At 68.2% G+C, this 23,289-nt stretch carries 26 protein-coding genes; 14 read left to right on the forward strand and 12 right to left on the reverse strand.

Annotated features, from left to right (window positions below; genetic code table 11):
- Positions 1 to 93: 93 nt before the first annotated feature.
- The gene (gene dapF, locus ASG17_RS01065) at positions 94 to 924 is read right to left on the reverse strand and encodes a diaminopimelate epimerase (protein WP_056098145.1); all 831 of its coding nucleotides are present in this window, start codon (positions 922 to 924) and stop codon (positions 94 to 96) included.
- Positions 925 to 988: 64 nt separating this feature from the next.
- Between dapF and ASG17_RS01070 the strand changes: the two genes are divergently transcribed.
- From ASG17_RS01070 to ASG17_RS01080, 3 genes are all read left to right on the forward strand, one after another.
- Positions 989 to 1,783: a potassium channel family protein gene (locus tag ASG17_RS01070; RefSeq protein ID WP_056098921.1), complete on the forward strand. Its 795-nt coding sequence runs from the start codon at positions 989 to 991 to the stop codon at positions 1,781 to 1,783.
- Positions 1,784 to 1,863: 80 nt separating this feature from the next.
- A complete protein-coding gene (locus ASG17_RS01075) occupies positions 1,864 to 2,580 on the forward strand; it encodes a cytidylyltransferase domain-containing protein (protein ID WP_056098147.1) in 717 nt (238 codons plus the stop codon).
- Between the two features lie 4 nt (positions 2,581 to 2,584).
- Entirely contained in the window at positions 2,585 to 3,796 is a 1,212-nt protein-coding gene (locus ASG17_RS01080; RefSeq protein WP_056098149.1) for a CaiB/BaiF CoA-transferase family protein, read from the forward strand.
- Positions 3,797 to 3,960: 164 nt separating this feature from the next.
- Here ASG17_RS01080 and ASG17_RS01085 read toward each other — a convergent pair whose 3' ends face one another.
- From ASG17_RS01085 to ASG17_RS01110, 6 genes are all read right to left on the reverse strand, one after another.
- Positions 3,961 to 4,905, reverse strand: coding sequence for a polysaccharide deacetylase family protein (locus ASG17_RS01085; protein ID WP_235560327.1), 945 nt, complete (start codon positions 4,903 to 4,905; stop codon positions 3,961 to 3,963).
- 95 nt (positions 4,906 to 5,000) lie between these two features.
- Positions 5,001 to 5,354, reverse strand: a complete 354-nt coding sequence (gene rplT, locus ASG17_RS01090) for a 50S ribosomal protein L20 (protein ID WP_056098154.1) — start codon at positions 5,352 to 5,354, stop codon at positions 5,001 to 5,003.
- A gap of 124 nt (positions 5,355 to 5,478) precedes the next feature.
- Complete coding sequence (gene rpmI, locus ASG17_RS01095) at positions 5,479 to 5,676, reverse strand: 50S ribosomal protein L35 (protein ID WP_056098157.1); 198 nt, start codon at positions 5,674 to 5,676, stop codon at positions 5,479 to 5,481.
- Positions 5,677 to 5,849: 173 nt separating this feature from the next.
- The gene (locus ASG17_RS01100) at positions 5,850 to 7,811 is read right to left on the reverse strand and encodes a S9 family peptidase (RefSeq protein ID WP_056098160.1); all 1,962 of its coding nucleotides are present in this window, start codon (positions 7,809 to 7,811) and stop codon (positions 5,850 to 5,852) included.
- A gap of 148 nt (positions 7,812 to 7,959) precedes the next feature.
- The gene (gene infC, locus ASG17_RS01105) at positions 7,960 to 8,481 is read right to left on the reverse strand and encodes a translation initiation factor IF-3 (protein ID WP_056098162.1); all 522 of its coding nucleotides are present in this window, start codon (positions 8,479 to 8,481) and stop codon (positions 7,960 to 7,962) included.
- A 125-nt stretch (positions 8,482 to 8,606) separates the two neighbouring features.
- Entirely contained in the window at positions 8,607 to 9,566 is a 960-nt protein-coding gene (locus ASG17_RS01110; protein ID WP_056098164.1) for a glycosyltransferase family 9 protein, read from the reverse strand.
- Positions 9,567 to 9,619: 53 nt separating this feature from the next.
- On the opposite strand from ASG17_RS01110, the gene ASG17_RS01115 reads away from it, so the two are divergent.
- Positions 9,620 to 10,354, forward strand: coding sequence for an alpha/beta fold hydrolase (locus tag ASG17_RS01115; protein ID WP_056098166.1), 735 nt, complete (start codon positions 9,620 to 9,622; stop codon positions 10,352 to 10,354).
- Positions 10,355 to 10,566: 212 nt separating this feature from the next.
- Here ASG17_RS01115 and ASG17_RS01120 read toward each other — a convergent pair whose 3' ends face one another.
- Positions 10,567 to 10,809 carry a zinc-finger domain-containing protein gene (locus ASG17_RS01120; protein WP_056098168.1) on the reverse strand — a complete coding sequence of 81 codons (243 nt, stop codon included), beginning with the start codon at positions 10,807 to 10,809 and terminating at the stop codon, positions 10,567 to 10,569.
- A 106-nt stretch (positions 10,810 to 10,915) separates the two neighbouring features.
- Between ASG17_RS01120 and ASG17_RS01125 the strand changes: the two genes are divergently transcribed.
- Positions 10,916 to 11,887 (forward strand): ABC transporter ATP-binding protein, encoded by a 972-nt coding sequence (locus ASG17_RS01125; protein ID WP_056098170.1) that lies wholly within the window; start codon positions 10,916 to 10,918, stop codon positions 11,885 to 11,887.
- A 35-nt stretch (positions 11,888 to 11,922) separates the two neighbouring features.
- Here the strand turns inward: ASG17_RS01125 and ASG17_RS01130 are convergent, their stop codons facing one another.
- On the reverse strand, positions 11,923 to 12,327 hold the full coding sequence (locus ASG17_RS01130; RefSeq protein ID WP_056098171.1) for a hypothetical protein: 405 nt from the start codon (positions 12,325 to 12,327) through the stop codon (positions 11,923 to 11,925).
- A 34-nt stretch (positions 12,328 to 12,361) separates the two neighbouring features.
- Positions 12,362 to 13,372 (reverse strand): biotin synthase BioB, encoded by a 1,011-nt coding sequence (gene bioB, locus ASG17_RS01135; protein WP_056098173.1) that lies wholly within the window; start codon positions 13,370 to 13,372, stop codon positions 12,362 to 12,364.
- Between the two features lie 149 nt (positions 13,373 to 13,521).
- Between bioB and ahcY the strand changes: the two genes are divergently transcribed.
- On the forward strand, positions 13,522 to 14,913 hold the full coding sequence (gene ahcY, locus ASG17_RS01140; protein ID WP_056098174.1) for an adenosylhomocysteinase: 1,392 nt from the start codon (positions 13,522 to 13,524) through the stop codon (positions 14,911 to 14,913).
- A gap of 215 nt (positions 14,914 to 15,128) precedes the next feature.
- Here the strand turns inward: ahcY and ASG17_RS01145 are convergent, their stop codons facing one another.
- Positions 15,129 to 16,283 (reverse strand): hypothetical protein, encoded by a 1,155-nt coding sequence (locus ASG17_RS01145; protein ID WP_056098175.1) that lies wholly within the window; start codon positions 16,281 to 16,283, stop codon positions 15,129 to 15,131.
- Positions 16,284 to 16,367: 84 nt separating this feature from the next.
- Between ASG17_RS01145 and ASG17_RS01150 the strand changes: the two genes are divergently transcribed.
- Positions 16,368 to 16,574 carry a twin transmembrane helix small protein gene (locus ASG17_RS01150; protein WP_056098177.1) on the forward strand — a complete coding sequence of 69 codons (207 nt, stop codon included), beginning with the start codon at positions 16,368 to 16,370 and terminating at the stop codon, positions 16,572 to 16,574.
- Between the two features lie 7 nt (positions 16,575 to 16,581).
- Entirely contained in the window at positions 16,582 to 17,154 is a 573-nt protein-coding gene (locus ASG17_RS01155) for a cob(I)yrinic acid a,c-diamide adenosyltransferase (RefSeq protein WP_056098178.1), read from the forward strand.
- On the opposite strand, the gene ASG17_RS01160 is transcribed toward ASG17_RS01155, so the two are convergent.
- Positions 17,155 to 17,499 carry a hypothetical protein gene (locus ASG17_RS01160; RefSeq protein ID WP_056098924.1) on the reverse strand — a complete coding sequence of 115 codons (345 nt, stop codon included), beginning with the start codon at positions 17,497 to 17,499 and terminating at the stop codon, positions 17,155 to 17,157. It abuts the gene before it with no gap.
- Positions 17,500 to 17,616: 117 nt separating this feature from the next.
- Between ASG17_RS01160 and ASG17_RS01165 the strand changes: the two genes are divergently transcribed.
- The 6 genes from ASG17_RS01165 (at position 17,617) to ASG17_RS01190 (ending at position 23,153) form a co-directional block, all read left to right on the forward strand.
- Entirely contained in the window at positions 17,617 to 18,381 is a 765-nt protein-coding gene (locus tag ASG17_RS01165) for an electron transfer flavoprotein subunit beta/FixA family protein (protein WP_056098180.1), read from the forward strand.
- Positions 18,381 to 19,304 (forward strand): electron transfer flavoprotein subunit alpha/FixB family protein, encoded by a 924-nt coding sequence (locus ASG17_RS01170; protein ID WP_056098182.1) that lies wholly within the window; start codon positions 18,381 to 18,383, stop codon positions 19,302 to 19,304. The genes ASG17_RS01165 and ASG17_RS01170 overlap by 1 nt, the downstream gene beginning before the upstream one ends.
- 208 nt (positions 19,305 to 19,512) lie before the next feature.
- The gene (locus ASG17_RS01175; RefSeq protein ID WP_056098184.1) at positions 19,513 to 19,800 is read left to right on the forward strand and encodes an autorepressor SdpR family transcription factor; all 288 of its coding nucleotides are present in this window, start codon (positions 19,513 to 19,515) and stop codon (positions 19,798 to 19,800) included.
- Positions 19,797 to 20,171, forward strand: coding sequence for an SdpI family protein (locus tag ASG17_RS01180; RefSeq protein WP_200935008.1), 375 nt, complete (start codon positions 19,797 to 19,799; stop codon positions 20,169 to 20,171). Before ASG17_RS01175 ends, ASG17_RS01180 begins: the two co-directional genes overlap by 4 nt.
- A gap of 118 nt (positions 20,172 to 20,289) precedes the next feature.
- Complete coding sequence (locus ASG17_RS01185; RefSeq protein ID WP_056098186.1) at positions 20,290 to 21,774, forward strand: amidohydrolase; 1,485 nt, start codon at positions 20,290 to 20,292, stop codon at positions 21,772 to 21,774.
- On the forward strand, positions 21,774 to 23,153 hold the full coding sequence (locus tag ASG17_RS01190; protein ID WP_056098188.1) for an amidohydrolase family protein: 1,380 nt from the start codon (positions 21,774 to 21,776) through the stop codon (positions 23,151 to 23,153). Before ASG17_RS01185 ends, ASG17_RS01190 begins: the two co-directional genes overlap by 1 nt.
- The last annotated feature ends 136 nt before the right edge of the window (positions 23,154 to 23,289 follow it).

The following is a 23,289-nucleotide window of genomic DNA, read 5'->3' on the forward strand; positions in this document are numbered from 1 at the left end:
CCTAGAAGGCGTGGGGCCAGGGAACAACCGCATACGCCCCTCGGCTGTAATGATCTGTGATCATGTGCGTCGGCAGAGCGTCAGGTCGCAGGCCTAGAGGGACAGGGTCCCCGTGCCCTCCGTCTCGACCGGGCCGGTCATCAGGACATGGTCGGTGGCTTGGTCCCAGTCGATCTGCAGCTCGCCCCCGTCCACCTCGACGGTCGCGCGGCGGCCGGTCAGGCCCCGGCGGGTGGCGGCGACCAGGGCGGCGCAGGCGCCGGTGCCGCACGCCTTGGTCAGGCCGGCGCCGCGCTCCCAGACCCGCAGGCGGATGCGATCCGGGGCCAGCACATGGGCGAAACCGACGTTGACCCCCTCCGGGAAGAGCGGATGGTGCTCGATCAGCGAGCCGGTCCCGCGCACGAAGCCGTCGTCCAGCCGGTCGGTGAAGAAGACCACGTGTGGATTGCCCATGGAGACGGCGCCCGGCGTGTGCACGACCGGATCGTCGATCGGCCCGACCTGTAGTTCGATGCCGTAGGTCTGCATCTCCTCGGCCAGCGGGATCTCGTCCCACCTCAGTCGGGGCCGGCCCATGTCGACCGTAACCTGGTCAGGGCCCGCCCGCCGCGCCGTGGTGAGGCCGCCCAGAGTGTCGATGGTCACCGCGTCGCGCCCGGTGGATTGCAGCAACAGCCAGCCGACGCAGCGCAGGGCGTTGCCGCAGGTCTCGACCATGCCGCCGTCGGAATTCCACACCCGCATGAAGGCGTCGGCGCCGTCCGAGGGCTCGATGCCGATGATCTGGTCGAAGCCGGGGCCGGTGGCCTTGTTTCCCAGCGTGCGCGCCTGCTCCTGCGTCGGACGGAACGCAGTCTCCAGCGCATTGACCACGACGAAGTCGTTCCCGGCGCCGTTCATGCGGATGTAGGGCGTGGCCATGTTCGGCATATACGAACGGAAGCGCCGCTCGCCAATCGCCCGCGAACCACGCTATCGCTGGGGGATGGCCGCCGAGACCCCATCCATCCGCCACCACGGCCTGAAGGCGCGGCTGCGCTATCTGTATCACGGCAGTCAGCCGGCGGCGGTGCGGTTCCGCCTGGCGGTCATCGCCATAGACCTGCTGATCATCGCCTTCTTCCTGGCCGCGCCGATCCTGCGCGAGGCGGGGCGGACCTTCTACGTCATCGACTATGCGATCGCCGCGATCCTGACGGTCGATCTGGCGGCGCGCATCTACGCCTATTCGGACGTCAGGGACTGGCTGAAGAAGCCTGTGAACTGGATCGATCTGGTGGTGCTGGCGACGTTGCTGTTCCCCGCCTGGCTGTTCAACCTGGGCTTCCTGAGGCTGATGCGGCTGTGGACGCTGCTGAACTCGGACTTCTTCTGGCGCACCGTGGGCCGCAAGTTCGACGACACGCGGGTCGAGGAAATCACCCGGGCCATGGCGGCGCTGGTCACCTTCGTCTTCGTGGTGACGGGCTTCGTTTACGCCACTTTCCGGGGCCGGCACGACGGCATCACCGGCTACCTGGACGCGCTGTATTTCACCGTCGCGACCCTGACGACGACAGGCTTCGGGGACATCACCCTGCCGGGCAATTGGGGGCGGGTGCTGTCGATCGTGGTCATGCTGACGGGCATCACCCTGTTCCTGCGCCTGGCCCAGACCCTGATGCGTCCGCACAAGGTGAAGTTTCCCTGCGACACCTGCGGCCTGCAGAAGCACGACCCGGACGCCGTTCACTGCAAGGCGTGCGGCAATCTGCTGTGCATTCCCGACGACGGCGCCTGATCCGCACGACTGGCGGCCCGGCGCGAGCGGTGGCAAGAGAAGATGCGGCCCCGTTCGGGCGCGCCTGAGGGGAGGCCCGCTTGGCCGACGAGGACTACATCGGCTTCATCCCGGCCCGCGCCGGCAGCGAGCGGGTCGTGGGCAAGAACACCCGCCCGTTCGCCGGTTTCGAGAAGGGCCTGCTGGAGCTGAAGCTGCGCCAGATGGCCAAGGTCACGGGCCTGAGCCGCATCGTCGTCTCGTCCAACGACGACGAGGTTCTGTCGATCTCGGCCGACTTCGCCCGCACCCTGGACAGCCGTATCCAGCCGCTGGAGCGTCCGGACGAATGGGGTTCCAGCGCCACCTCGATGGGCCTGTTCATCAGCGACTACATCGCCCACCTGTTCGACCAGGGGACGATCGTCTGGACCCACGTCACCTCGCCCCTGATCACCGCCGCCGTCTATCAGGACATCATCGGCGCCTATGAGGCGGGCAAGCGCGACGGCTTCGACAGCCTGATCACCGTCACCAAGCTGCAGAAATTCATCTGGAACCGGGAAGGGCCGGTCAACTACGACCCGGCCGTCGAGCGCTGGCCCCGCAGCCAGGATCTGGAGCCGTTGTTCGAGATCAACCACGGCGTCTACATGATGCCCTTCGACCTGATGCGCGAACGCCAGGACCGGATCGGGCACAAGCCGAAATTCTACGAGCTGCCCGAAACCATCGCCATGGACATCGACTGGCCCGAACAGTTCACCCACCTGGAGCATCTGGTGGTCGAGCGCGTGGGCAAGGGCGAGGCGCTTTAGGCCCATGCCGGGTCCGCTTCACGGCGTGCGGGTGCTGGACCTGTCGCGGGTGCTGGCCGGGCCGTGGGCGACGCAGGTGCTGGCCGACCTCGGCGCCGAGGTCATCAAGATCGAGCGACCAGGCGTGGGCGACGACACCCGCGCCTGGGGGCCGCCCTTCCTCGAAACCACCGACGGCGAGCGCGGCGACGCGGCCTATTTCACCTGCGCCAACCGGGGCAAGCAGTCGGTTACGCTTGACATCGCCATCCCCGAAGGCGCGGCCATCGCCCGGCGGCTGGCCGAGGGTTGCGACGTCGTGGTCGAGAACTTCAAGACCGGCGGGCTGAAGAAGTACGGGCTGGACCACGCCGGCCTGAAGGCGATCAAGCCGTCGCTGGTCTATTGCTCCATCACCGGCTTCGGCCAGGACGGGCCGGACGCGCACCGCGCCGGCTACGATTACATGATCCAGGCCATGGGCGGGCTGATGTCCATCACGGGCCAGCCGGATGGCGCGCCGGGGGCCGAGCCGATGAAGGTGGGCGTGGCGGTGGTGGATCTGTTCACCGGCCTCTATGCGTCGAACGCCATCCTGGCGGCCCTGATGCACGCGCGGGCGACGGGCGAGGGTCAGCATATCGACCTGGCCCTGTTCGACGTGCAGGCCGCCATGCTGGCCAACCAGGCCGCCAACTTCTTCGCCACCGGCCGCGCGCCGGGACGGCTGGGCAATGCTCACCCCAATCTGGCGCCCTACCAGCCCTTCCCCTGCAGCGACGGCATGGCGGTGATCGCCGTCGGCAACGACGGACAGTTCCGCGCGCTCACCAAGGCCTTGGGCGTCGAGGGGATGGGCGCGGATCCGCGCTTCGTGACCAACGCCGTGCGCGTCGAGCACCGCGCAGCCCTGTCCGCCGAGGTCTCCTCCCTGACGGCGGGCCAGACGGTCAAGGGCCTGCTCGCCGTACTTGAGGCGGCGGGCGTGCCGGCCGGCCCGGTCAATACGGTGGCCCAGGTGTTCGAGGAGCCTCAAGCGCTGCATCGCGAACTGGCCGTGTCGCAGGCCCGCCCAGACCTGAGCGCCTCCATCCGCACCGTCGCCTCACCCATCCGTCTGTCCCAGACCCCCGTCGCCTACGACGCCGCCCCACCGGCGCTAGGGCAGGACACGGAGGCGGTGCTGGGCGGGTTGGGCCTGGATGTCGCGGACCTGAAGGCGCGCGGGATCGTCTGACCTGTCCTTCTCCGCTTGCGGGAGAAGGTGGCTGAGCGAAGCGAAGACGGATGAGGGGTCGCGCCGCGATCGGCTGACAACCCGAATGATCCGCCGCAATCTTGCAACCCACAGAGACCCCTCATCCCTCTGTCGGGACCTTCTCCCGCAAGGGGAGAAGGGCTCTATGGCGCAGCCGTATCCTTGCTGATCCACTCCGGCGGCTCCGGCTCCCAGCGCGCATCCGCAGGGGCCTCGGCTCGGCGCCAGCGATGCAGCCAGCTCATGCCGTTGGGTCCGACGTAGGGATCGGGCCGGCGGTACAGCGGATCGGCCATCGCCTCCTCCAGCGTCACGAAGCGATAGCCGCGTTGCAGGAACAGGGCATGGATCTGCGGATAGAAGTCGCGGTTCAGACTATGGGCATGCAGCAGCAGGATTTGCGCCGGCTCGGCGCCGCCGGCGACCTCGGCGCTGTACGGTTCCCAGAAGTCCAGCGTCTGGCTCATGTAGACCAAGTAAGCTTCGCCGATGCGGCGCATCCGCTCGGTATCGCCGGCCGCCTCGGCTTTGCGATAGACGCCGGCGAACATCCAGTCCGAGTTGTCCAGGGTGACCGGCGCGATGACATAGCCCCGGTGGGCCAGTCCCGCCTCGGCCGCCGCCTTCTTCTCGGCCGTGTCGCCCGCGTGCAGATAGGGGTGGCGGAACCAGACCAGGTCGCCGCCCTGACGCTCCAGCGCCTGGCGCGTGTAGATCGCGCCCTGATCGACGTTGTCGAGCCAGGTCTCGGCCGTGACCGTGTTGATGTCCAGGTGGCTGAAGGTGTGGTTGCCCAGGCCGATGCCGGCGTCCAGCCAGGCGTCCAGGATATCCGGAAGCAGGGTCTGGCGCGTCTCCTCGCAGACCTGCCCCTCGTTGACGAAGCCGGTCGCGTGGCTGACCAGCGGCTTCAGCATGTCGAGGAAGGCGCGGGTGAAGGCCATCGCCTTGGCCGGATCGCACAGCTGGTCCGCCTCGGTCGCCTGGAACGGCAAGTCGTCAAAGGTGACGGCGACACGGCGCTCCTGCGCTGTCGCCGGTGCGGCGACGGACAGGACGGCGGCGATCATAAGGGTCAGGCGGCGCATCATCATCCCGCAGCCTAACCGCATGGCCCCGGATACGACAACGCCCGCCCCGGATGTCCGGAGCGGGCGTCTGATCGTCTGGCCGTGCGTGGCGCTTAGGCCAGAGCGGCGCGGACCTTGTCGGCGATGCCCTTGAAGGCGCCGCCGTCGGCGGCCAGGTCGGCCAGGACCTTGCGGTCCAGCTCGATGCCGGCCTTGCCCAGGCCATGAATGAATTGGCTGTAGGTGAAGCCTTCGACGCGGGCGGCCGCGTTGATGCGCTGGATCCAGAGGGCGCGGAAGTTGCGCTTCTTGGTGCGACGGTCGCGGTAGGCGTACTGACCGGCGCGATCCACGGCCGCCTTGGCGGTGCGGATCGTGTTCTTGCGGCGGCCCCGGAAGCCCTTGGCCTGCTCCAGAACTTTCTTGTGACGGGCGTGGGACGTAACGCCCCGAGTGACGCGAGCCATGATGATTTTCCCTTCGGGAGGGTCCTATCGCTCACCGCCCAACCTTTCTTAGGCTTGGGGTTCGCTGCTTGAGGACCTTTGGTTCAAACTGATTGTGGTGAGGAGATCGTGCTGGGGCCCGCGCTTACGCGTAGGGCATGTAGCTCTTGATCTTCTTGGCGTCGGCGTCCGACATGATCGCGGTGCCGCGATTTTGGCGGATGTACTTGGAGTTGTGGCTGATCAAGCGGTGACGCTTGCCCGCCACGCCGGCCTTGACCTTGCCGCTCGCCGTCAGTTTGAAGCGCTTCTTGGCGCCCGACTTTGTCTTCAGTTTCGGCATTTTCACTCTCTCTAGGTGGGCCACCGCCCGTTCGGGCTACTTGAGCCCGAGGGACGGAGAGCTATTAAGAACCGCCCAGGCATGCCTGTTCGCCCGGCGGTTCGGTACGCGAAGGCGCGGCTTCTAAGCCAACGCCCTCGCGGATGCAAGCTGACTCTGGGTCAGCCCGGGTCCTAGTCCGCCGGGTTGTGGCGGTTCAGGAAGTCGATCAGCGCCTGGGACACGCGCAGGCGGCCCGACGCGCGCGACAGCCAGTGGTCCTCGCCCTGAAGCTCGACCATCTCGACGTCCTTGCCCGACCGCTGCAGGGCGCGCTGGAACAGCTCGCTCTGCTCATAGGGCACGACGCTGTCGTCGCGGCCGTGGATCAGCAGCACCGGGCCCTGGACGCGATCCGCCAGACGCGCGGGCGAGACCTGGGCGATGGCGTTGTCGTTGATCCGGTCGGCGCCCATGAACCGCTTCCAGAAGCGCATGACGATGCTGTCCTTGCCGCCCGTCTGGTCGCGTTCCCACGCCAGCATGCGCGGCAGGTCCGACACGCCGGCGCCGGCGATGGCGCAGCGGTAGGTTTCGGGGTCCAGGGTGGCGCCCGCCATGGCGGCGTAACCGCCGTAGCTCCAGCCGAAGATGCAGACGCGGGCCGGGTCGATGATGCCCTGGTCACGCAGATAGTGGACGCCGTCGGTCAGGTCCGACTGCATCTTCTTGCCCCACTCGCCATAGCCGGCCTCCAGGTGCGCATTGCCGTAGCCGGTCGAGCCGCGGAACTGCGGCTGGATTACCGCATAGCCGCGCGAGGCCAGCAGCTGGCTCCAGTGATCAAAGCCGGGTTCGTCGCGCGCGCCCGGTCCGCCGTGCGGCAGCATGATCAGCGGCAGGTTCTTGGCTTCGCGGCCCGGCGGCAGGGTCAGATAGGCCGGAATGCGCATGCCGTCGGCGGCGCGGTATTCGATGTAGCGCACCTCGCCCATGGCGGCGGTCGGAACGGCCGGGTACTGCGAGCCCAGGGGCGTGGCGCGACCCGCGGCCATGTCGATCAGGGCGTAGGAGCCCGGATCGCCGGCGCCCTGGGTCAGGACGATGATCTTGTCGAAGTCGGGCGTGGCCGAGACCACCTGCACCGTCTTGTTCGGATAGGCGGCGGTCACGGATGCCCACCGCTGCGCCAGCGTCGGGTCCAGGAAGACCACGTCGTAGGCGTTCTCCGTCAGGGAACTGAAGCCGATCAGCTCGCGCGTCAGGCGGTGATAGATGGGCGACGGCTCCTGCATCTCGCCGAAGCCCAGGCGGCGCGGCGTTCCGCCCGCCAGCGGTACCTCAAACAGTTGATCGCCGGTCGCCGCGGGCACCGACAGCAGGACAGTGTTCTTGGTGCGACCGTAACCCAGGACGCTAGGCGTCTCGATCCGGTAGTCGTCGCCCGACCAGATCTCGCGCCAACCGACGGTGTCCTTGGCCTGGACCCAGTAGCGGCCGTTGTCGGTGTCCCACTGACCGCGGGCCACCGGCTGGCCATTGGCGTCCGAGAAGCTCTCGAAATTATCGATCGGCGTACCGACGCCGGTGTCCAGATCGACCGAGAAGGGCGTCGAGCGATAGTTGGCGCCCGGGCTGTAGACGATGGTCGTCAGCCGCCCGTTGATCATCCGCTGGAAGGGCGTGCCCTGGATGAAGTTGAACTGGCCCGACGCTGCGCTGATCCGGGTCGAGGTCGTGCCCGAACCGCCGCGCGTCGAGTTCATCAGGGTGACGAACCGCTGCGTCTGGGTATTGAACGACTGGGCGTTGTAGAGCTCCTGGCTGCTGTCGAAACCGCGCGGCGCCACATAGTCCGAGGTGGTGATCAGGACGTGGGTGTCGTCAGCCCACTGGACCGCCCGGACCTTCTGGTCGCCGATGCCGACGGCGCCCAGCGATTCTCCGCCCAGGGTGCGGGCCGCCAGCTGGCGTACGCCGTTGGCGGCGGTGCCAATGAAGGCGATCTTGGTCCCGTCGGGCGAGATGGCGACATTGCCCAGAGCCGGCAGCGAGGCGTACGCCTCGATGGGCGGCGCGGCGGGCGCCTGGGCGAGAACGGGCGTGGCGCAGGCCACGGCGACAGCGGCGGTCAGCGCGCTGAACAGGATTTTCACGGAAGACGTCCCTCGGAACTGCGGCGCCCCCGCGCCGTCACTGAGCGCGATCCTACAGACGAGAACGGCGCCGCGCCAGATCGGCGCGGCGCCGGAATAGGCGTCGAAATCGCGTTGTCGGCAGCGTCAGATCAGCGCGGCGCCCGGATCAGCGGGGCGCCAGGATCATGATCATCTGGCGGCCCTCCATACGCGGGGCGTACTCGACCTTGGCGACCTCGTCGAAGTCTTCCTGCACCTTCGTCAGCAGCTTCATGCCCAGTTCCGGGTGCGCCATCTCGCGGCCGCGGAAGCGCAGGGTCACCTTCACCTTGTCTCCTTCGTCGAAGAAGCGGTGCATGGCCTTGGCCTTCACGTCATAGTCGTGCGTGTCGATGTTCGGGCGCAGCTTGATCTCTTTGAGCTCGACGACCTTCTGGCGTTTGCGCGCCTCGGCCTTCTTCTTCTGCTCCTGAAAACGATGCTTGCCGTAATCCAGGATCTTGGCGACGGGCGGATCGGCCGTCGCGACGATCTCGACCAGATCCAGACCGGCCTCCTCGGCGGCTTCCAGCGCGGCGGAGGTCGGCATGACGCCCTGCTTCTCGCCGTTCTGATCGATCAGCAGCACGCGCGGAGAGCGGATTTCCTGGTTCATACGCGGCCCATCCTTGACGGGCGGCGTTTGCATGGGACGGCGAATGGGCGTCGTTTCCTTATGTGGACGAAGGCGTCGGAGTTTCAGCCAACAGATAGCGCGCGGCGAACCGCGTCGTTCCTCTCGGCTATGCTATATGCCCGCGAAAGGCCCGATCTTCAAGGCGCGGCGGGGGGTTCGGCCCCGACATAGGCGTCGTGCAGGGCGATGACGGCGGAAAAGACACGCTCGACCGTCAGGTCCTCGATGGGCGCGAACTGGCCGCGCGTCTCATTGGACGTGGCCATGCGGGTCTTCGGCCCCCAGGGACCGTAGAGCCACCACTCCGTCGGGCCGAACAGGCCCAGCGTTGGACGGCCCAGCGCCGCCGAGACGTGCATCAGGCCTGAATCGTTGCCGACGAACAGGGCCGCTCGGTCAATGGCCGCTGCGGAGGCCAGGATGTCGCCCTTGCCGACGAAGTCGACGCCCAACGGCCCGGCCGCCTCCAGTGCGGGCGTCGCCGGCGGCCGGTCGCCACGCCCGCCCACGGGCATGAAGCGCCAGCCGGCGAAGCGCGGCTCGGCCTTCAGCTTGTCGACGAGTTCGCCCCAGCGATCGGCGGGCCAGCTCTTGCCCGGCTGATGGGCGATCGGAGCGAGGGCAATAATCGGTCCGGGCGCTCTGGCCAGCTGCGGGTCGATCACGGCGGCGGCCTCGGCTCGGGCTTGGGCGTCCAGGAAGACTTCGGGGTCCAGCGGCGTGTCCGACCCCATCAGGCGCGACACCATCTCGACCTTGCGCAGTCCCGTCTCCCAGCGGCGATTGTAGACGATCCGCCGCCTGGCGCTCAACAGCCAGGCCAGGGCCGAGCCCCGAATGTCGACCACCAGATCCCAGCGCGTCCCGCGCGTCTGCCGCCACAGGTCCAGCCAGTGGCCGGCCATCTTCTTCTTGTCGAGCACGATGGTCCGCACCACGCCGGGCGCCGAGCGGAAGAAGGGCGCCGGGGGCCGCCCGCAGGCGACGGTGATCTCCACGCCCGGGATCTGCCGCGCGATCTCGCGGATCACCCCCGAGGAGATGACGCAGTCGCCGATGCGGTTGGACGTGACGAACAGGGCCTGGGGCGCGGGCATGGGGTTCCTCTAGCCGATAGCGCGTCGCGATGGGAGGCGGGTAAGGTGGCGCCATGATCGAACACCTGACCCGCCCAGACGGCGAGACCCTGGCCTTCCAGCGGGTAGAGGGCGCCGGGCCGACCGTGCTGTGGATCGGCGGCTTCCGCTCGGACATGGAGGGAACCAAGGCCCTTGCGCTGGAGGCGGCGGCGCGAGAGCGGGGCTGGGCGTTCGTGCGCTACGACCATTTCGCGCACGGCGTCTCGTCGGGCGACTGGCGTCAGGCAACCATCGGCCGGTGGCGCGAGGACGCCGTCGCGCTGGTCGACAGTCTGGACGGGCCGGTGATCCCGGTCGGATCGTCGATGGGCGGCTGGATCGCCCTGTTGCTGGCGCTGGCGCGGCCCGAGCGGCTGGCCGGGCTGGTGCTGGTCAATCCGGCGCAGGACTTCACCGAAACCCTGATGTGGCCCGGACTGGCCGACCACGAACGCCAGGCCATCCTGCGCGAGGGCGAGACGACGGTCGTGGAGGCGGGCCTGGGCAGCTACGTCCTGACCCGCCGGATGTTCGAGGAGGCGCGGGACTGGTTGCTGCTGGACGGAGAGATCCCGATCACGGCGCCGGTACACATCCTGCAGGGGCGGACGGATGATGTGGTGCCGTGGCGCCATCAGCTGCCGCTGGTCGAGCGGCTGAAGGGCGATGTGACGCTGGACCTGATCGCGGACGGCGACCACCGGCTGTCCTCGCCGGAGCAGCTGACGCGGCTGGTGGCGGCGGTGGAAGGCATGAGATGCCGCTGACCCAAGAACTCCGTCATCCTCGGACTTGATCCGAGGATCAGGCGTGGATCGTGCTGAACGCCGGATGGCTCGAAGCGCGGCGTCTCAGCCTGCGCTTATAGCCCACCAGACAACTGATCCTCGGATCAAGTCCGAGGATGACGGCGTAGATGTGGAGCGGGCCGCGCTCAAGCAGCGCGCGACCGCGTCGCGCGCGATAGCGCCCTTAGAGATCAGTGCGCCTCGGGCGGGCGGGCCGCCGGGCTGAGGTATTCGTTCTCGGGGTGCGAGTGGGCTGACAGCACGAACCGGCGGTCGCAATAGCCGCACTCGACGAAGTCATCCTCGCCCATGTCCATATAGACCAGCGGGTGGCCCAGGGCGCCGCCGCCGCCATCGCAGGCGACGCGCTTGGTCGAGACCACGACATCCTCGGGCGGGGCGATGATCACGTCGGTCGGATGGCGAGGCGGCATTTGCGGGATCGGCCTTGGCGGGAGGAGAACCGGCGCATACCTAAAGCGAAATCGGTTCGATGCGAAGTATCGAACTCGGATCCGCCCGCCAGAAAGCCCGCCGCCTATGTCCGACGCCGCCCTGCCCGCCAACGCCATCGAGATCCGGGGGCTGAAGAAGACCTACGCCGCGTCCAAGAAGGCGGCGCCCAAGACGGCGCTGAACGGCGTCGATCTGGTGATCCCGCGCGGCTCGATGTTCGGCCTGCTGGGTCCCAACGGCGCGGGCAAGTCGACGCTGATCAACATCCTGGCCGGGGTGGTGAACAAGAGCGAAGGCCAGGTCTCCATCTGGGGCCGCGACATCGACCAGCATCCGCGTGACGCCCGCGCGGCCCTGGGCGTCGTGCCGCAGGAGATCGTGGCCGACGTCTTCTTCACCCCGCGCGAGGCGCTGGAGGTGCAGGCCGGCTTCTACGGCGTGCCGGCGAACGAGCGGCGGTCGGACGAGTTGCTGGCCGCCCTGGGCTTGTCGGACAAGGCCAACGCCTATGTGCGGGCCTTGTCGGGCGGCATGAAGCGGCGCCTGATGGTGGCCAAGGCGCTGGTGCATGCGCCGCCGGTGCTGATCCTGGACGAGCCGACCGCCGGCGTGGACGTCGAGCTTCGGCGCCAGCTGTGGACCTATGTCCGCAAGATCAACGCTGAGGGCGTGACCATCCTGCTGACCACCCACTATCTGGAGGAGGCGCAGGAGCTCTGCGACACCATTGCCATCGTCAACCGTGGCGAGGTGGTGGCCTGCGAACCGACCGGCCAGCTGCTGCGCCGGCTGGACACGCGCAACGTCGTGGTGACGCCCGAGCCGGCGCTCAACGAACCCCCGGTCGTGGCCGGCTTCGAGGTGACGCCGCGGGCCAATGGGGCCTTCGCCATCAGCTACAAGAAGGGCCAGTCGTCGGTTGAACAGGTGCTGGCCGCCGTCCGCGCGGCGGGCGTCACCATCGGCGACATCACCACCGAAGACCCGGACCTGGAGGACGTCTTCCTGGCCCTGACCTATGGCGATGCGACCCGGCCGTCGCCGACCGCGGCGTAAGATGCTCCCCCTCTGGGGAGGATCGGAGGGGGACGCTAGGCCACCATCACCGTGCCGATCAGCACCCGACCGCCCTGCCGCCCGAGCGTGGCGTTGGTGGCGGCCTGAAGGTCGCGGACCAGGGCCTCGACGTCGGGGGCGAAGCCGGGGCGCATGCCGTTGGCCTGGCGGGCGACGGCGGTGTTGTAGGCCGAGCTGAGGCGCGGCTGGGACTGGGCGACGCGGGTGCGCAAGGCCGGATCGGCCGCATCGACGCCGACCTCGACCGTCATGACGCCGCGCCGGCCGTCCGGGCGCACGATGGTGGCCGTGATCGTCGGCATGCGGGTGAAGCTGGGCTGGTTGCCGCCGCCTTCACCGCCGCCGCCCGAGGCGTTGGCGGAGGTGGCCAGCGCAATGGGCGCGAGGGCGGCTATGCCGAAGAGGGTTCTGCGATCCATGTCGCCAGCATGGCGCCGCGCGTTTAAGGGCGCGTTACGCCCGCGCAATCGGCTCCATCGCCCGCAGGTCCAGCTGGGCGAACAGGGCCGCGTCGGCGTCTTCTTCCGGGTTCGGCGTGGTAAGCAGTCTGCCGCCCACGAAGATGGAGTTGGCGCCGGCCAGGAAGCACAGGGCCTGCATCTCCGGGCTCATCCCCTCGCGGCCGGCGGACAGGCGGACCATGGCGCGCGGGCAGACCAGACGGGCGACGGCGACGGTGCGGACGAACTCGATCGGGTCGATCTCGCCGTCCTTCTTGACCCGTTCACCCAGCGGCGTGCCAGTGACGGGCACCAGGGCGTTGACCGGCAGGCTGTCGGGATGTTCGGGCAGGGTGGCCAGGGCGTGCAGCAGGCCGGCGCGATCCCGCCGCGCCTCGCCCATGCCGACGATCCCGCCGCAGCAGGTGCTCATGCCCGAGTCGCGGACATGCTGGAGCGTTTCCAGTCGGTCCTGATAGGTCCGGGTCGTCACCACCTCGGCGTAATACTCCGGCCCGGTGTCCAGGTTGTGGTTGTAGTAGTCGAGGCCCGCCTCCTTCAGCTGGCGCGCCTGATCGGCGGTCAGCATCCCCAGGGTGGCGCAGGTTTCCAGACCGAGCGCCTTCACGCCCGAGATCATGGCCGCCAGCTTGGGCGTGTCGCGGTCCTTCAGCTCCCGCCAGGCTGCACCCATGCAGAACCGGCTGGCCCCGCCCGCCTTGGCCGCCATGGCCTCGGCGATGACGGCGGTGGCGTCCATCAGCTTCTCGGCCTTCAGGCCGGTGTCGAAACTGGCCGACTGGCTGCAGTAGCCGCAGTTCTCGGCGCAGCCGCCGGTCTTGATCGACAGCAGCTGGCTTTTCTGGACCTCCGACGGGTCAAACCAGACGCGGTGGACGCGCGCGGCCTCGAACACCAGCTCCATGAAGGGCCTGGCGAACAGGGCCTCGACCTGATCCAGCGTCCAGTCGTGACGCGGCTGGGACAGGTCAGGAGCGGTGCGGATCGAAGCGTCGTCGGCCATGCCAACCGCCTTAGACCGCCCGGCCGCGCCCGCCAAGCGCCGTGCTGCGAGCGTGATATAAGGATATCCTTATATGTTTCTTGATCGAATGCGGGCCGGGCGCTATAGCGGCCGCAACCCAGAACCCGATCCTCGGCAGGAGACCGCCCGTGGCTGACCATATCGTCCGTGACCTTTCGCTCGCCCCCTGGGGCCAGAAGGAGATCGCGATCGCCGAGACCGAAATGCCCGGCCTGATGGCCCTGCGCGAAGAGTTCGGCGCCCAGCAGATTCTGAAGGGCGCCAAGATCGCCGGCAGCCTGCACATGACCATCCAGACGGCCGTGCTGATCCAGACGCTGGAAGCCCTGGGCGCCGAAGTGCGCTGGGCCTCGTGCAACATCTTCTCGACCCAGGACCACGCCGCGGCCGCCATCGCCGCGAACGGCACGCCGGTCTTCGCCATCAAGGGCGAGACGCTGGAAGAGTACTGGGACTACGCCCACAAGATCTTCGAATGGGCCGACGGCGGCTATCCGAACCTGATCCTGGACGACGGCGGCGACGCCACCCTGCTGTGCGTGCTGGGCCCGAAGGCCGAGAAGGACCTCTCGCTGCTGGACAACCCGCAGAACGAGGAGGAAGAGGCCCTCTACAAGGTGATGAAGCGCTACATCGCCGAGAAGCCCGGCTTCTATTCGGCCATCCGTGACGCGATCGGCGGCGTCTCGGAAGAGACCACCACGGGTGTCCACCGCCTGTACCAGATGGCCGAGAAGGGCGACCTGCCCTTCCCCGCCATTAACGTGAACGACAGCGTCACCAAGTCCAAGTTCGACAACCTGTACGGTTGCCGCGAAAGCCTGGTCGACGCGATCCGTCGCGGCACCGACGTCATGCTGTCGGGCAAGGTGGCCGTGGTCTGCGGCTATGGCGACGTGGGCAAGGGCTCGGCGGCGTCGCTGCGTCAGGGCGGCGCCCGCGTGATCGTCACCGAGATCGACCCGATCTGCGCCCTGCAGGCGGCGATGGAAGGCTATGACGTCCAGACCCTGGACGACGTGGCGGACAAGGCGGACATCTTCGTCACGGCCACCGGCAACAAGGACGTCATCACCGTCGATCACATGCGCCGCATGCGGAACAACGCCATCGTCTGCAACATCGGCCACTTCGACTCGGAAATTCAGGTCGCCGGCCTGAAGAACTTCAAGTGGGACGAGATCAAGCCGCAGGTCCACCACATCGAGTTTCCGGGCGGCAATAAGATCATCCTGCTGTCCGAAGGCCGCCTGGTGAACCTGGGCAACGCCACCGGCCACCCCTCGTTCGTGATGAGCGCGTCCTTCACCAACCAGACCCTGGCCCAGATCGAGCTTTGGACCAACATCAAGGCCTATGAGAACCAGGTCTACACCCTGCCCAAGCACCTGGATGAGAAGGTGGCCATGCTCCACCTGGGCAAGCTGGGCGCCAAGCTGACGGTGCTGCGCGACGAGCAGGCCGACTACATCTCGGTCCCGGTCGAAGGCCCGTTCAAGCCGAGCCACTACCGCTACTAAGGCCTGACCGGCGCAAGCCGGTATTCAATCCGGTGAGCTTGCCGCCGGCGGCAGGTTCATCACAACGACCACAAAGAAGAAGCCACAAAGGACACGACGAGGGCGGCGCACGCCGAGCCCCGTTGTGTCCTTTGTGAAAGCCGCTGTGTCCGTTGTGATGAACTGGCGGCTGTCAGTCTCGGACACAGTCAATCCCGGCTTCGCCGGACGGCGGATCAGGCCGCCAGCAGGGCGTCCGGATCTGGCGCCATCTCGCCGCGGCCCAGCAGGCCGGTCTCGAAGTCCATGAAGATGTCGATCAGCTCCTCGCCCTGCACAGGCGCGGCGCCGGGCCGGAAGCGGAAGCGCCAGAAGGTGACGATGTGCTGGATGGCGCCCAGCTGGTCGCCCAGCCGCGTGAACATGGCCGGCGCGTCCAGCAGGAAGTCGCGGAACGCCGTCGGCTCGCCGAATTCGATCAGCCGCAGATAGGCGTCGTCGTAGACCTTCAGCGTGGCGGTGACTTCGTCGCAGGTGCGGGCGATGCGCTCGCGCAGGACGCCGCGGCCGCGCTCGATATAGTGGCGTGACGCCTTGTCCAGTCGCCCGCCCGGCTTGACCGTCAGAACCTGGTCCGCGACCGTCGCCACCTGGCCAAGCAGGCTGGCCAGCATCCATTTGTAATAGAGGAAGCCCTTCCAGCAGAAGACGCCCTCCTCGTACTGTTCGGGCGGCAGGCGCAGGGTCTCGCGCAGGGCGTCCAGCTGTTCGCCCGAGGTGTTGGACAGGATCTTTTCGGCCAGCCGACCGGCCAGGCCCACGTTCACCGCATCGGTGTCCGGGCCGATGCTCAGCGTCACCAGCGGCTCCAGCTCGCGCTGGACGAAGACGAACATCCGTCCCAGGTCCGCGTCGCTGATCGAGAAATAGCAGCCGGCCGGGTCGTAGCCGCCGCGTCGCAGCTGCTCGCGCAGCAGGAAGGGATCCAGCGAGGGCAGGGCGTCGATCAGACGCAGCGCCGCCATGTCGGGGTGGTCCGACGCGATGCCGAAGGTCTCGGCCATCGACCGGTCGAAGGTGTACTGGTTCACGAAGACAAAACGCCCGCCGGCCTTCAGGTCCGAGGCGTCGATTGGAATGACCACCTTGGTCGCCACATGGCGGCGGCCGGGGAACAGGTCCAGTTCGTCCCGTCGCAGTCGATGTTTGATGATCAGGGCGCGGTTCAGCGCCGGCGTGCGGAACAGCGGGCGCTCGGCCCAAGCCGGATCGCGCGGGGCTCCGTCCTCGGCCGGTCCATTGGCCGTCCACACCTGCAACAGGTTCAGGACCCGGGCGGTCGACGCCGATCGCTGCAGGTGCGCCAGGTTGCGAATGGTCCGATCCGTCATCTGCGGACCTTAAGCGAACAAAGGTCACCAATGGCTTAGCTTTGCCGTCTTTCGTCGCCGCGCGGCGAAGCCTATGGTCGCCTCATGAACTCGGTGTTCGACGTCCTCATCCTTCTGGCCATCCTCGCCGTGGCGGTGACGCTCGGCTTCGGTCTGTACTCGCTGTATCGCGGCGGCGAATACGCCCGGTCGAACTCGAACCGGCTGATGCGGCTGCGGGTCATGCTGCAGGCGACGGCCGTGGTGCTTCTGCTGGCCGGCCTGTGGTGGAAATCCACCCACGGCGCCTGACGCGGCTATGGTCACGTTGAACCGCATCTACACCCGCACCGGCGACGACGGCTCGACGCGGCTGGCGTCCGGCGCGCCGGTGTCCAAGAGCGATCCGCGCGTGGAGGCTTACGGCGCGGTGGACGAGCTGAACGCCGTCATCGGCCTGGCGCGGCTGCAGTCGGGCCAGGACGACCGCATCGATGCCTTCCTGGCGCGGGTCCAGAACGAGCTGTTCGACCTCGGCGCCGATCTGGCCACGCCGCTGGAGCCCGCGCCGAAATGGGAGGCGCTGCGGATCGTCGACAGTCAGGTGGACGCCATCGAGGCCGAGATCGATGCGGTGAACGTCCGGCTTTCGCCGCTCGACAGTTTCATCCTGCCGGCGGGGTCGGCCCTGTCGACCCATCTGCACCTGGCCCGCACGGTCTGCCGCCGCGCCGAGCGCGAGGCCGTGCGGCTGGCGGAGGCGGGCGAGGCGGTGACGCCGGCCGCGATCCGCTATCTGAACCGGCTGTCAGACTGCCTGTTCGTCATGGCCCGCCGCGCCAACGACGACGGCAAGGCCGATGTCCTGTGGAAGCCCGGCGCGACGCGCTGATCAGAGGCCGGGGCGCAGAGCGTTGACGCGGTCGCGTTCGGCCTGGGTGGCGGCGTCCTGAGCGCGTTTCTCGGCCGCCAAACGGTCCTCGATGGCGATCAGCTCGCGATTGAAGTCATTCGAGGCCTCCTCGCGCGACTGGCCGATCGGACGGCCGGTGATCTCGGCGATGGAGATGGGCTGGGCGCAGGTCTGGCTGTCCGGGTCCCACCATTTGCCGGAGGCTTCGCACCGCTCGCCCGGCGCGATGTAGAACTGTTGCAGCAACAGAACCCCGCCGATCGCCAGGGCGAACAGGCCCAGGAACAGGATGCTGAGGCGGCGGAAGGTCAGCAGGCGATGCATCGGCGATTCCATTCGCGGGCGCCGGACCCGTCCAGCCTGACCCTGCGTTACGTTGACAGGCCCGATGGGCCGTTCCATTCCCTGCCGCCAGATTCCGGCGATCTTATGGATAGGCTCATGAAGGTTCTCGTCCCGGTCAAACGGGTGATCGACTACAACGTCAAGGCCCGTGTGAAGGCGGACCAGACCGGCGTCGATCTCGCCAACGTCAAGATGAGCATGAACCCCTTCGACGAAATCGCCGTCGAAGAGGCTGTGCGCCTGAAGGAAGGCAAGGAGCATCACGCCGCCGGCACTGCGTCGGAGATCGTGGCGGTGTCCATCGGCGTGACCCAGGCGCAGGAGACGATCCGCACCGCCCTCGCCATGGGCGCGGACCGCGGCCTGCTGATCCAGTCGGACAAGGACCTGGAGCCGCTGGCCGTCGCCAAGCTGCTGAAGGCCGTGGTGGACGAGGAGAAGCCGGACCTGGTCCTGATGGGCAAGCAGTCCATCGACGGCGACAACAATGCGGTCGGCCAGATGCTGGCGGCCCTGCTGGGCTGGCCGCAGGCGACCTTCGCCGGCAAGCTGGTCGTGGCTGACGGCAAGGCGACCGTGACCCGTGAAGTGGACGGCGGCCTGCAGACCCTGGCGGTGACTCTGCCGGCGGTGGTGACGGTGGACCTGCGGCTGAACACGCCGCGCTACGCCAGCCTGCCCAACATCATGAAGGCCAAGAAGAAGGAGATCGCCGTCAAGGCGGTCGCCGACTACGGCGTCGACGTCGCCGACCGGCTGAAGGTGGTCAAGGTCACCGAGCCGCCCAAGCGGTCCGCCGGGATCAAGGTCGCCGACGCGGCCGAACTGGTCGCCAACCTCAAGACCGCAGGGGTCCTGTAATGGCCGTTCTCGTTATCGCCGACCACGACGGTTCGTCCGTCCGTGACACCACCCACAAGACGGTGACCGCCGCGCTGGCCCTGTCCAGCGATGTCGATGTGCTGGTCCTGGGGTCGAAGGCTGCGGCCGACGCCGCCGCCAAGATCGCCGGGGTCCGCAAGGTCCTGTTCGCCGACGGCGCCGATCTGGGCCACGGCCTGGCCGAGGCGGTCGAGGCGACCGTGGTTCCTCTGGCGGCCGGCTACGACGCCGTCCTGTCGCCGGCGACCACCGACGGCAAGAACTTCATGCCGCGCATCGCCGCCAAGCTGGACGTCGCCCCGATCTCGGACATCATCGAGGTCCTATCGTCTGATAGTTTCGTGCGTCCGATCTACGCCGGTAACGCGCTGGAGACCGTCCAGTCCTCGGACGCCAAGAAAGTCATCACCGTGCGCCCGACCGCCTTCGCGGCGGCGGCCGAAGGCGGATCGGCCCCGGTCGAGAGCGTGGCCAGCGCCGATACGGACAAGGCGACCTTTGTCTCCGAGGAGATGGTCAAGTCGGACCGCCCCGAACTGGGCGCCGCCAAGATCGTCGTTTCGGGCGGCCGCGCCATGGGCTCGGCCGAGGAATTCCACGCCGTCATCGAGCCCTTGGCCGACAAGCTGGGCGCCGCCGTCGGCGCATCGCGCGCGGCGGTGGACGCCGGCTATGCGCCCAACGACTATCAGGTCGGCCAGACCGGCAAGGTCGTCGCCCCGGCGCTCTACATCGCCGTCGGCATCTCGGGCGCCATCCAGCACCTGGCCGGGATGAAGGACTCGAAGATCATCGTCGCCATCAACAAGGACGCCGACGCCCCGATCTTCCAGGTCGCGGACTATGGCCTGGTCGGCGACTACAAGACGGTGGTGCCGGAGCTGATGGCGGCTCTGGGGTAAGAGGCGCACATTTCTCCCTCCCCTTCATGGGGAGGGCAGACGCCGAAGGCGGCGGGGTGGGGTCCGAATGGGCATCCCCCGCCGCTTTTTCTTTGGTTGTTGATATCCACTCGGGCCCCACCCGGGCTTCGCTGCGCTTCGCCGTCCCTCCCCATAAAGGGGAGGGAAAGCACTTGACTCATTTCGACGATTAGCTAAATGTCGATTCATGAGCCACGTCTTCAAGGCCCTTTCCGATCCGACCCGCCGCCGGGTGCTGCAGCTGCTCCGTGATGGGCCGATGAGCGCCGGTGACCTCAGCGACCGGTTCGACGTCTCCAAACCGACCATGTCGGCGCACTTCGCCGTGCTGAAGGAGGCCGACCTGGTCCACGCCGAAAAGGCCGGCAAGTCCGTCATCTATCACCTGAAGCTCTCGGTCCTCGAAGAGGCGCTGCTGGGCTTCGTCCAATCATTCGGCGCCGAACCGGCTCCCCAGAAGAAAGTCCCCCAATGAACCGCGACCTCATCAAGAACCTGGCCATCGGCGGCGGCATCGTCGCCTTGGCTCTGGCCGCCAGCTATGCGCGAAGCCAAGGGCTGATCGAGCCGGAGACCACCACCCGCATCGTCATCGTCGCCATCGGTCTGATGGTGGTCTGGATGGGCAACCGCATCCCCAAGACCTTCGCGCCGAGCGCCGGCGCGCGGAAGGCTCAGCGGGTCGCCGCCTGGTCGCTGGTGATTGGAGGCCTGATCTACACCGCCGCCTTCGCTTTCGCGCCGATGGACGTGGCCATCTTCCTGGGCTGCGGCGCGGTGGGCGCGGCCCTTGTCATCACCTTCGCCTACTGCCTGACGCTTCGCAGCCGGGCGCGCGCCGCCTGACCGCAGCCAGTCAGGAGACCGCATTACGGTTTCGTAATCTGCGAGGCTTTGACGCAGCGGGCCGGAGCCGTTTCAATCGTCCCGTCGCGAACGGTTCGCGCGCACCAGGACATCGTCGATGATCAACCGCTTCCGAAGCCGCGCGCTCGCGCTCGTCTCTCTGTCGGCCCTGGCCCTGGCCGCCTGCGCCACCGACGGCTCGACGACGGGATCGGCGGAGACGGGCAGCGGATCGGCGGCGAGCACGCGGACCCTGGCGACTGGCCTGGACGCGGCGGCCAACCCCGACCCCTATCCCTCCACCTATGCGCCCCTGCCGCGAGAGAACCTGGCCATCGTCGGCGGCACGGTCTTCGACGGCGCCGGGCGCCGGTTCGAGAGCGGCGTCGTCGTCCTGACCGACGGCAAGGTGGCGGCAGTGGGCGACGCCTCGACGCCGGTGCCGGCCGGCTATCGCATCGTCGACGCGCGCGGCCGCTTCGTCACGCCGGGGATTATCGACATGCACTCGCACCTGGGCGTCTATCCCTCGCCCGGCGTGCAGGGGATGAGCGACGGCAACGAGGCCACCAGCCCGAACACCGCCCAGGTCTGGGCCGAACATTCGATCTGGCCCCAGGATCCCGGCTTCAACGCCGCGCGCGCCGGCGGGGTGACCACGCTCCAGATCCTGCCCGGCTCGGCCAATCTGTTCGGCGGCCGGTCGGTGACGGTGCGCAACATCCCCTCGGTGACCATGCAGGGGATGAAGTTCCCCGGCGCCCCCTACGGCGTGAAGATGGCCTGCGGCGAGAACCCCAGCCGCGTCTATGGCGGCCGCAACCAGAGCCCGGCGACGGGCATGGGCAATGTCGCCGGTTACCGCGCCGCCTTCATCGCCGCCCGCGACTACAAGGCCAAGTGGGACAAGTGGCGCGAGACGGGCCAGGGCGACCCGCCCACCCGCAACCTGCAGAACGAGACGCTGGTCGGCGTGCTGGACGGCACGATCCTGGTGCAGAACCACTGCTACCGGGCCGACGAGATGGCCGTAATGATCGATATCGCCAAGGAGTTCGGCTACCGCATCACCGCCTTCCACCACGCCACCGAGGCCTACAAGATCGCCCCCATGCTGGCGCGCGAGCACATCTGCGCGGCCATGTGGACGGGATGGTGGGGCTTCAAGATGGAGGCCCTGGACGGCATCGAGGAGAACGCCGCCCTGGTCGATGCGGCTCAGGGCTCGTGCGCCGTCATCCACTCCGACGACGCGCTTCTGACCCAGCGCCTGAACCAGGAGGCCGCCGCCGCCCTGTCGGCCGGGCGCCGCGCGGGCATGACCATTTCCGAGGAACACGCCATCGGCTGGATCACCCTGAACCCGGCCCGCGCCATCGGGATCGCCGACCAGACTGGCTCGCTGGAGGCCGGCAAGCGCGGCGACGTGGTGATCTGGAGCGCCGATCCGTTCTCCATCTACGCGCGGGCGGATCAGGTCTTCATCGACGGCGGCCTGTCGTTCGACCGCTTCAACCCCGCCTATCAGCCGGTCAGCGACTTCGAGCTGGGCCAGCCGGGCTATGGCATGAGCGCCGCCACCGTCGCCGAGGGAGCCCGCTGATGCGTCTTCAATCATTGATTCTGGGTGTCGCGGCGTCGCTGGCGCTGACGGTCCCCGCCCTCGCGCAATCCGGGCCTCAAGTAGCGCGAAGCGCGGTAGGCCCCAACGAAGTCGTGGCCATCACGGGCGGCAAGGTCCTCACGGGGGCGTCGATCATCGAAAACGGCACGGTCGTGATCCGCGACGGGCGGATCGCTTCGGTCGGCGCGGGCGCGGCGCCGGCCGGTGCGCGGGTCATCGACGCGCGCGGCAAGGTCGTGGCGCCGGGCTTCGTGGCGGTGGATTCGGGCCTCGGCGGCTCCGAGGTCTCGGCCGTGCGTGGCTCGAACGACCTGACCAACAACGCCAATACGCTGAGCGCCGCCTTCGACATCTCCTACGGGCTGGACGCCTGGTCCTTCACCCTGCCGGTGGCGCGGCTGGGCGGGGTGACCCGCGCCGTGGTGGTGCCGCAGCACCCCGGCTCGGACGGCGGCCATGTGCATGAGGAAGACACCGCCGGCGCGGGCGAGGGCGGCTATCAGTCGCCCGGCCTGTTCGCGGGTCAGGCGGCCGTGATCCATCTGGGTCAGGGCAATGACATCCTGGTCAAGCCGCGCGTGGCCATGGCGGCGCCGTTTGGCGAGGCGGGGGCCGGCGTGGCCGGCGGCGCGCGCGGGGCCGAGTTCACCCTGTTCCGCGAGACCCTGGCCGAGGTTCGCCTCTACGCCCGCAACAAGGCCGCCTACGACCGGGCGGGCCTGCGCGACCTGTCGCTGTCCCGCGCCGATCTGGAGGCCCTGATCCAGGTGGCCAACGGGACCATGCCGCTGATCGTCACCGTGCACCGCGCGGCCGACATCCAGCAGGTGCTGCGTCTGGGCCGCGAGGAGGGGGTCAAGCTGATCCTCGACGGCGCGGAGGAGGGCTGGCTGGTCGCCGATCAGATCGCCCAGGCGGGCGTGCCGGTCCTGCTGAACCCCATCAACAACCTGCCCGACGACTTCGAGCGCCGGGCGGCGCGGATGGAGAACGCCGCGGCCCTGAACGCGGCGGGCGTGACCATCGCCATCAAGGGCAACGAGGGCTCGGTCCATCGGGCGCGCGAGACCCGCTACAACGCCGGGAACGCCGTGTCTCATGGCCTGCCCTACGCCGCCGCGATCGCCGCCATCACGACCAACCCGGCGCGCATCTTCGGCTTCGAGGGCCAGTTCGGCGCGATCGCGCCGGGCGCGGCGGCCGATGTGGTGGTCTGGTCCGGCGATCCGCTGGAGCCGCTGAGCCAGCCGACGGCCATCTTCGTGAACGGCGCCGAGCAACCGTTGACCAGCCGCTCGCTGCTGCTGCGGGATCGGTATCGGCAGACCGGGGCGATGCCGCCGGCGTATAGCCAGTAAGCGCGACGCCTCTCCCTCCCCTTCATGGGGAGGGAGAGGCGCCGAAGGCGGCGGGGTGGGGTTCGAAAGGGCATCCACGGCCAAACCTCCCCACCCGGGCTCACTGCGTTCGCCGTCCCTCCCCATAAAGGGGAGG

This window comes from Brevundimonas sp. Leaf363, assembly GCF_001424025.1.
Taxonomy (GTDB): Bacteria; Pseudomonadota; Alphaproteobacteria; order Caulobacterales; family Caulobacteraceae; genus Brevundimonas.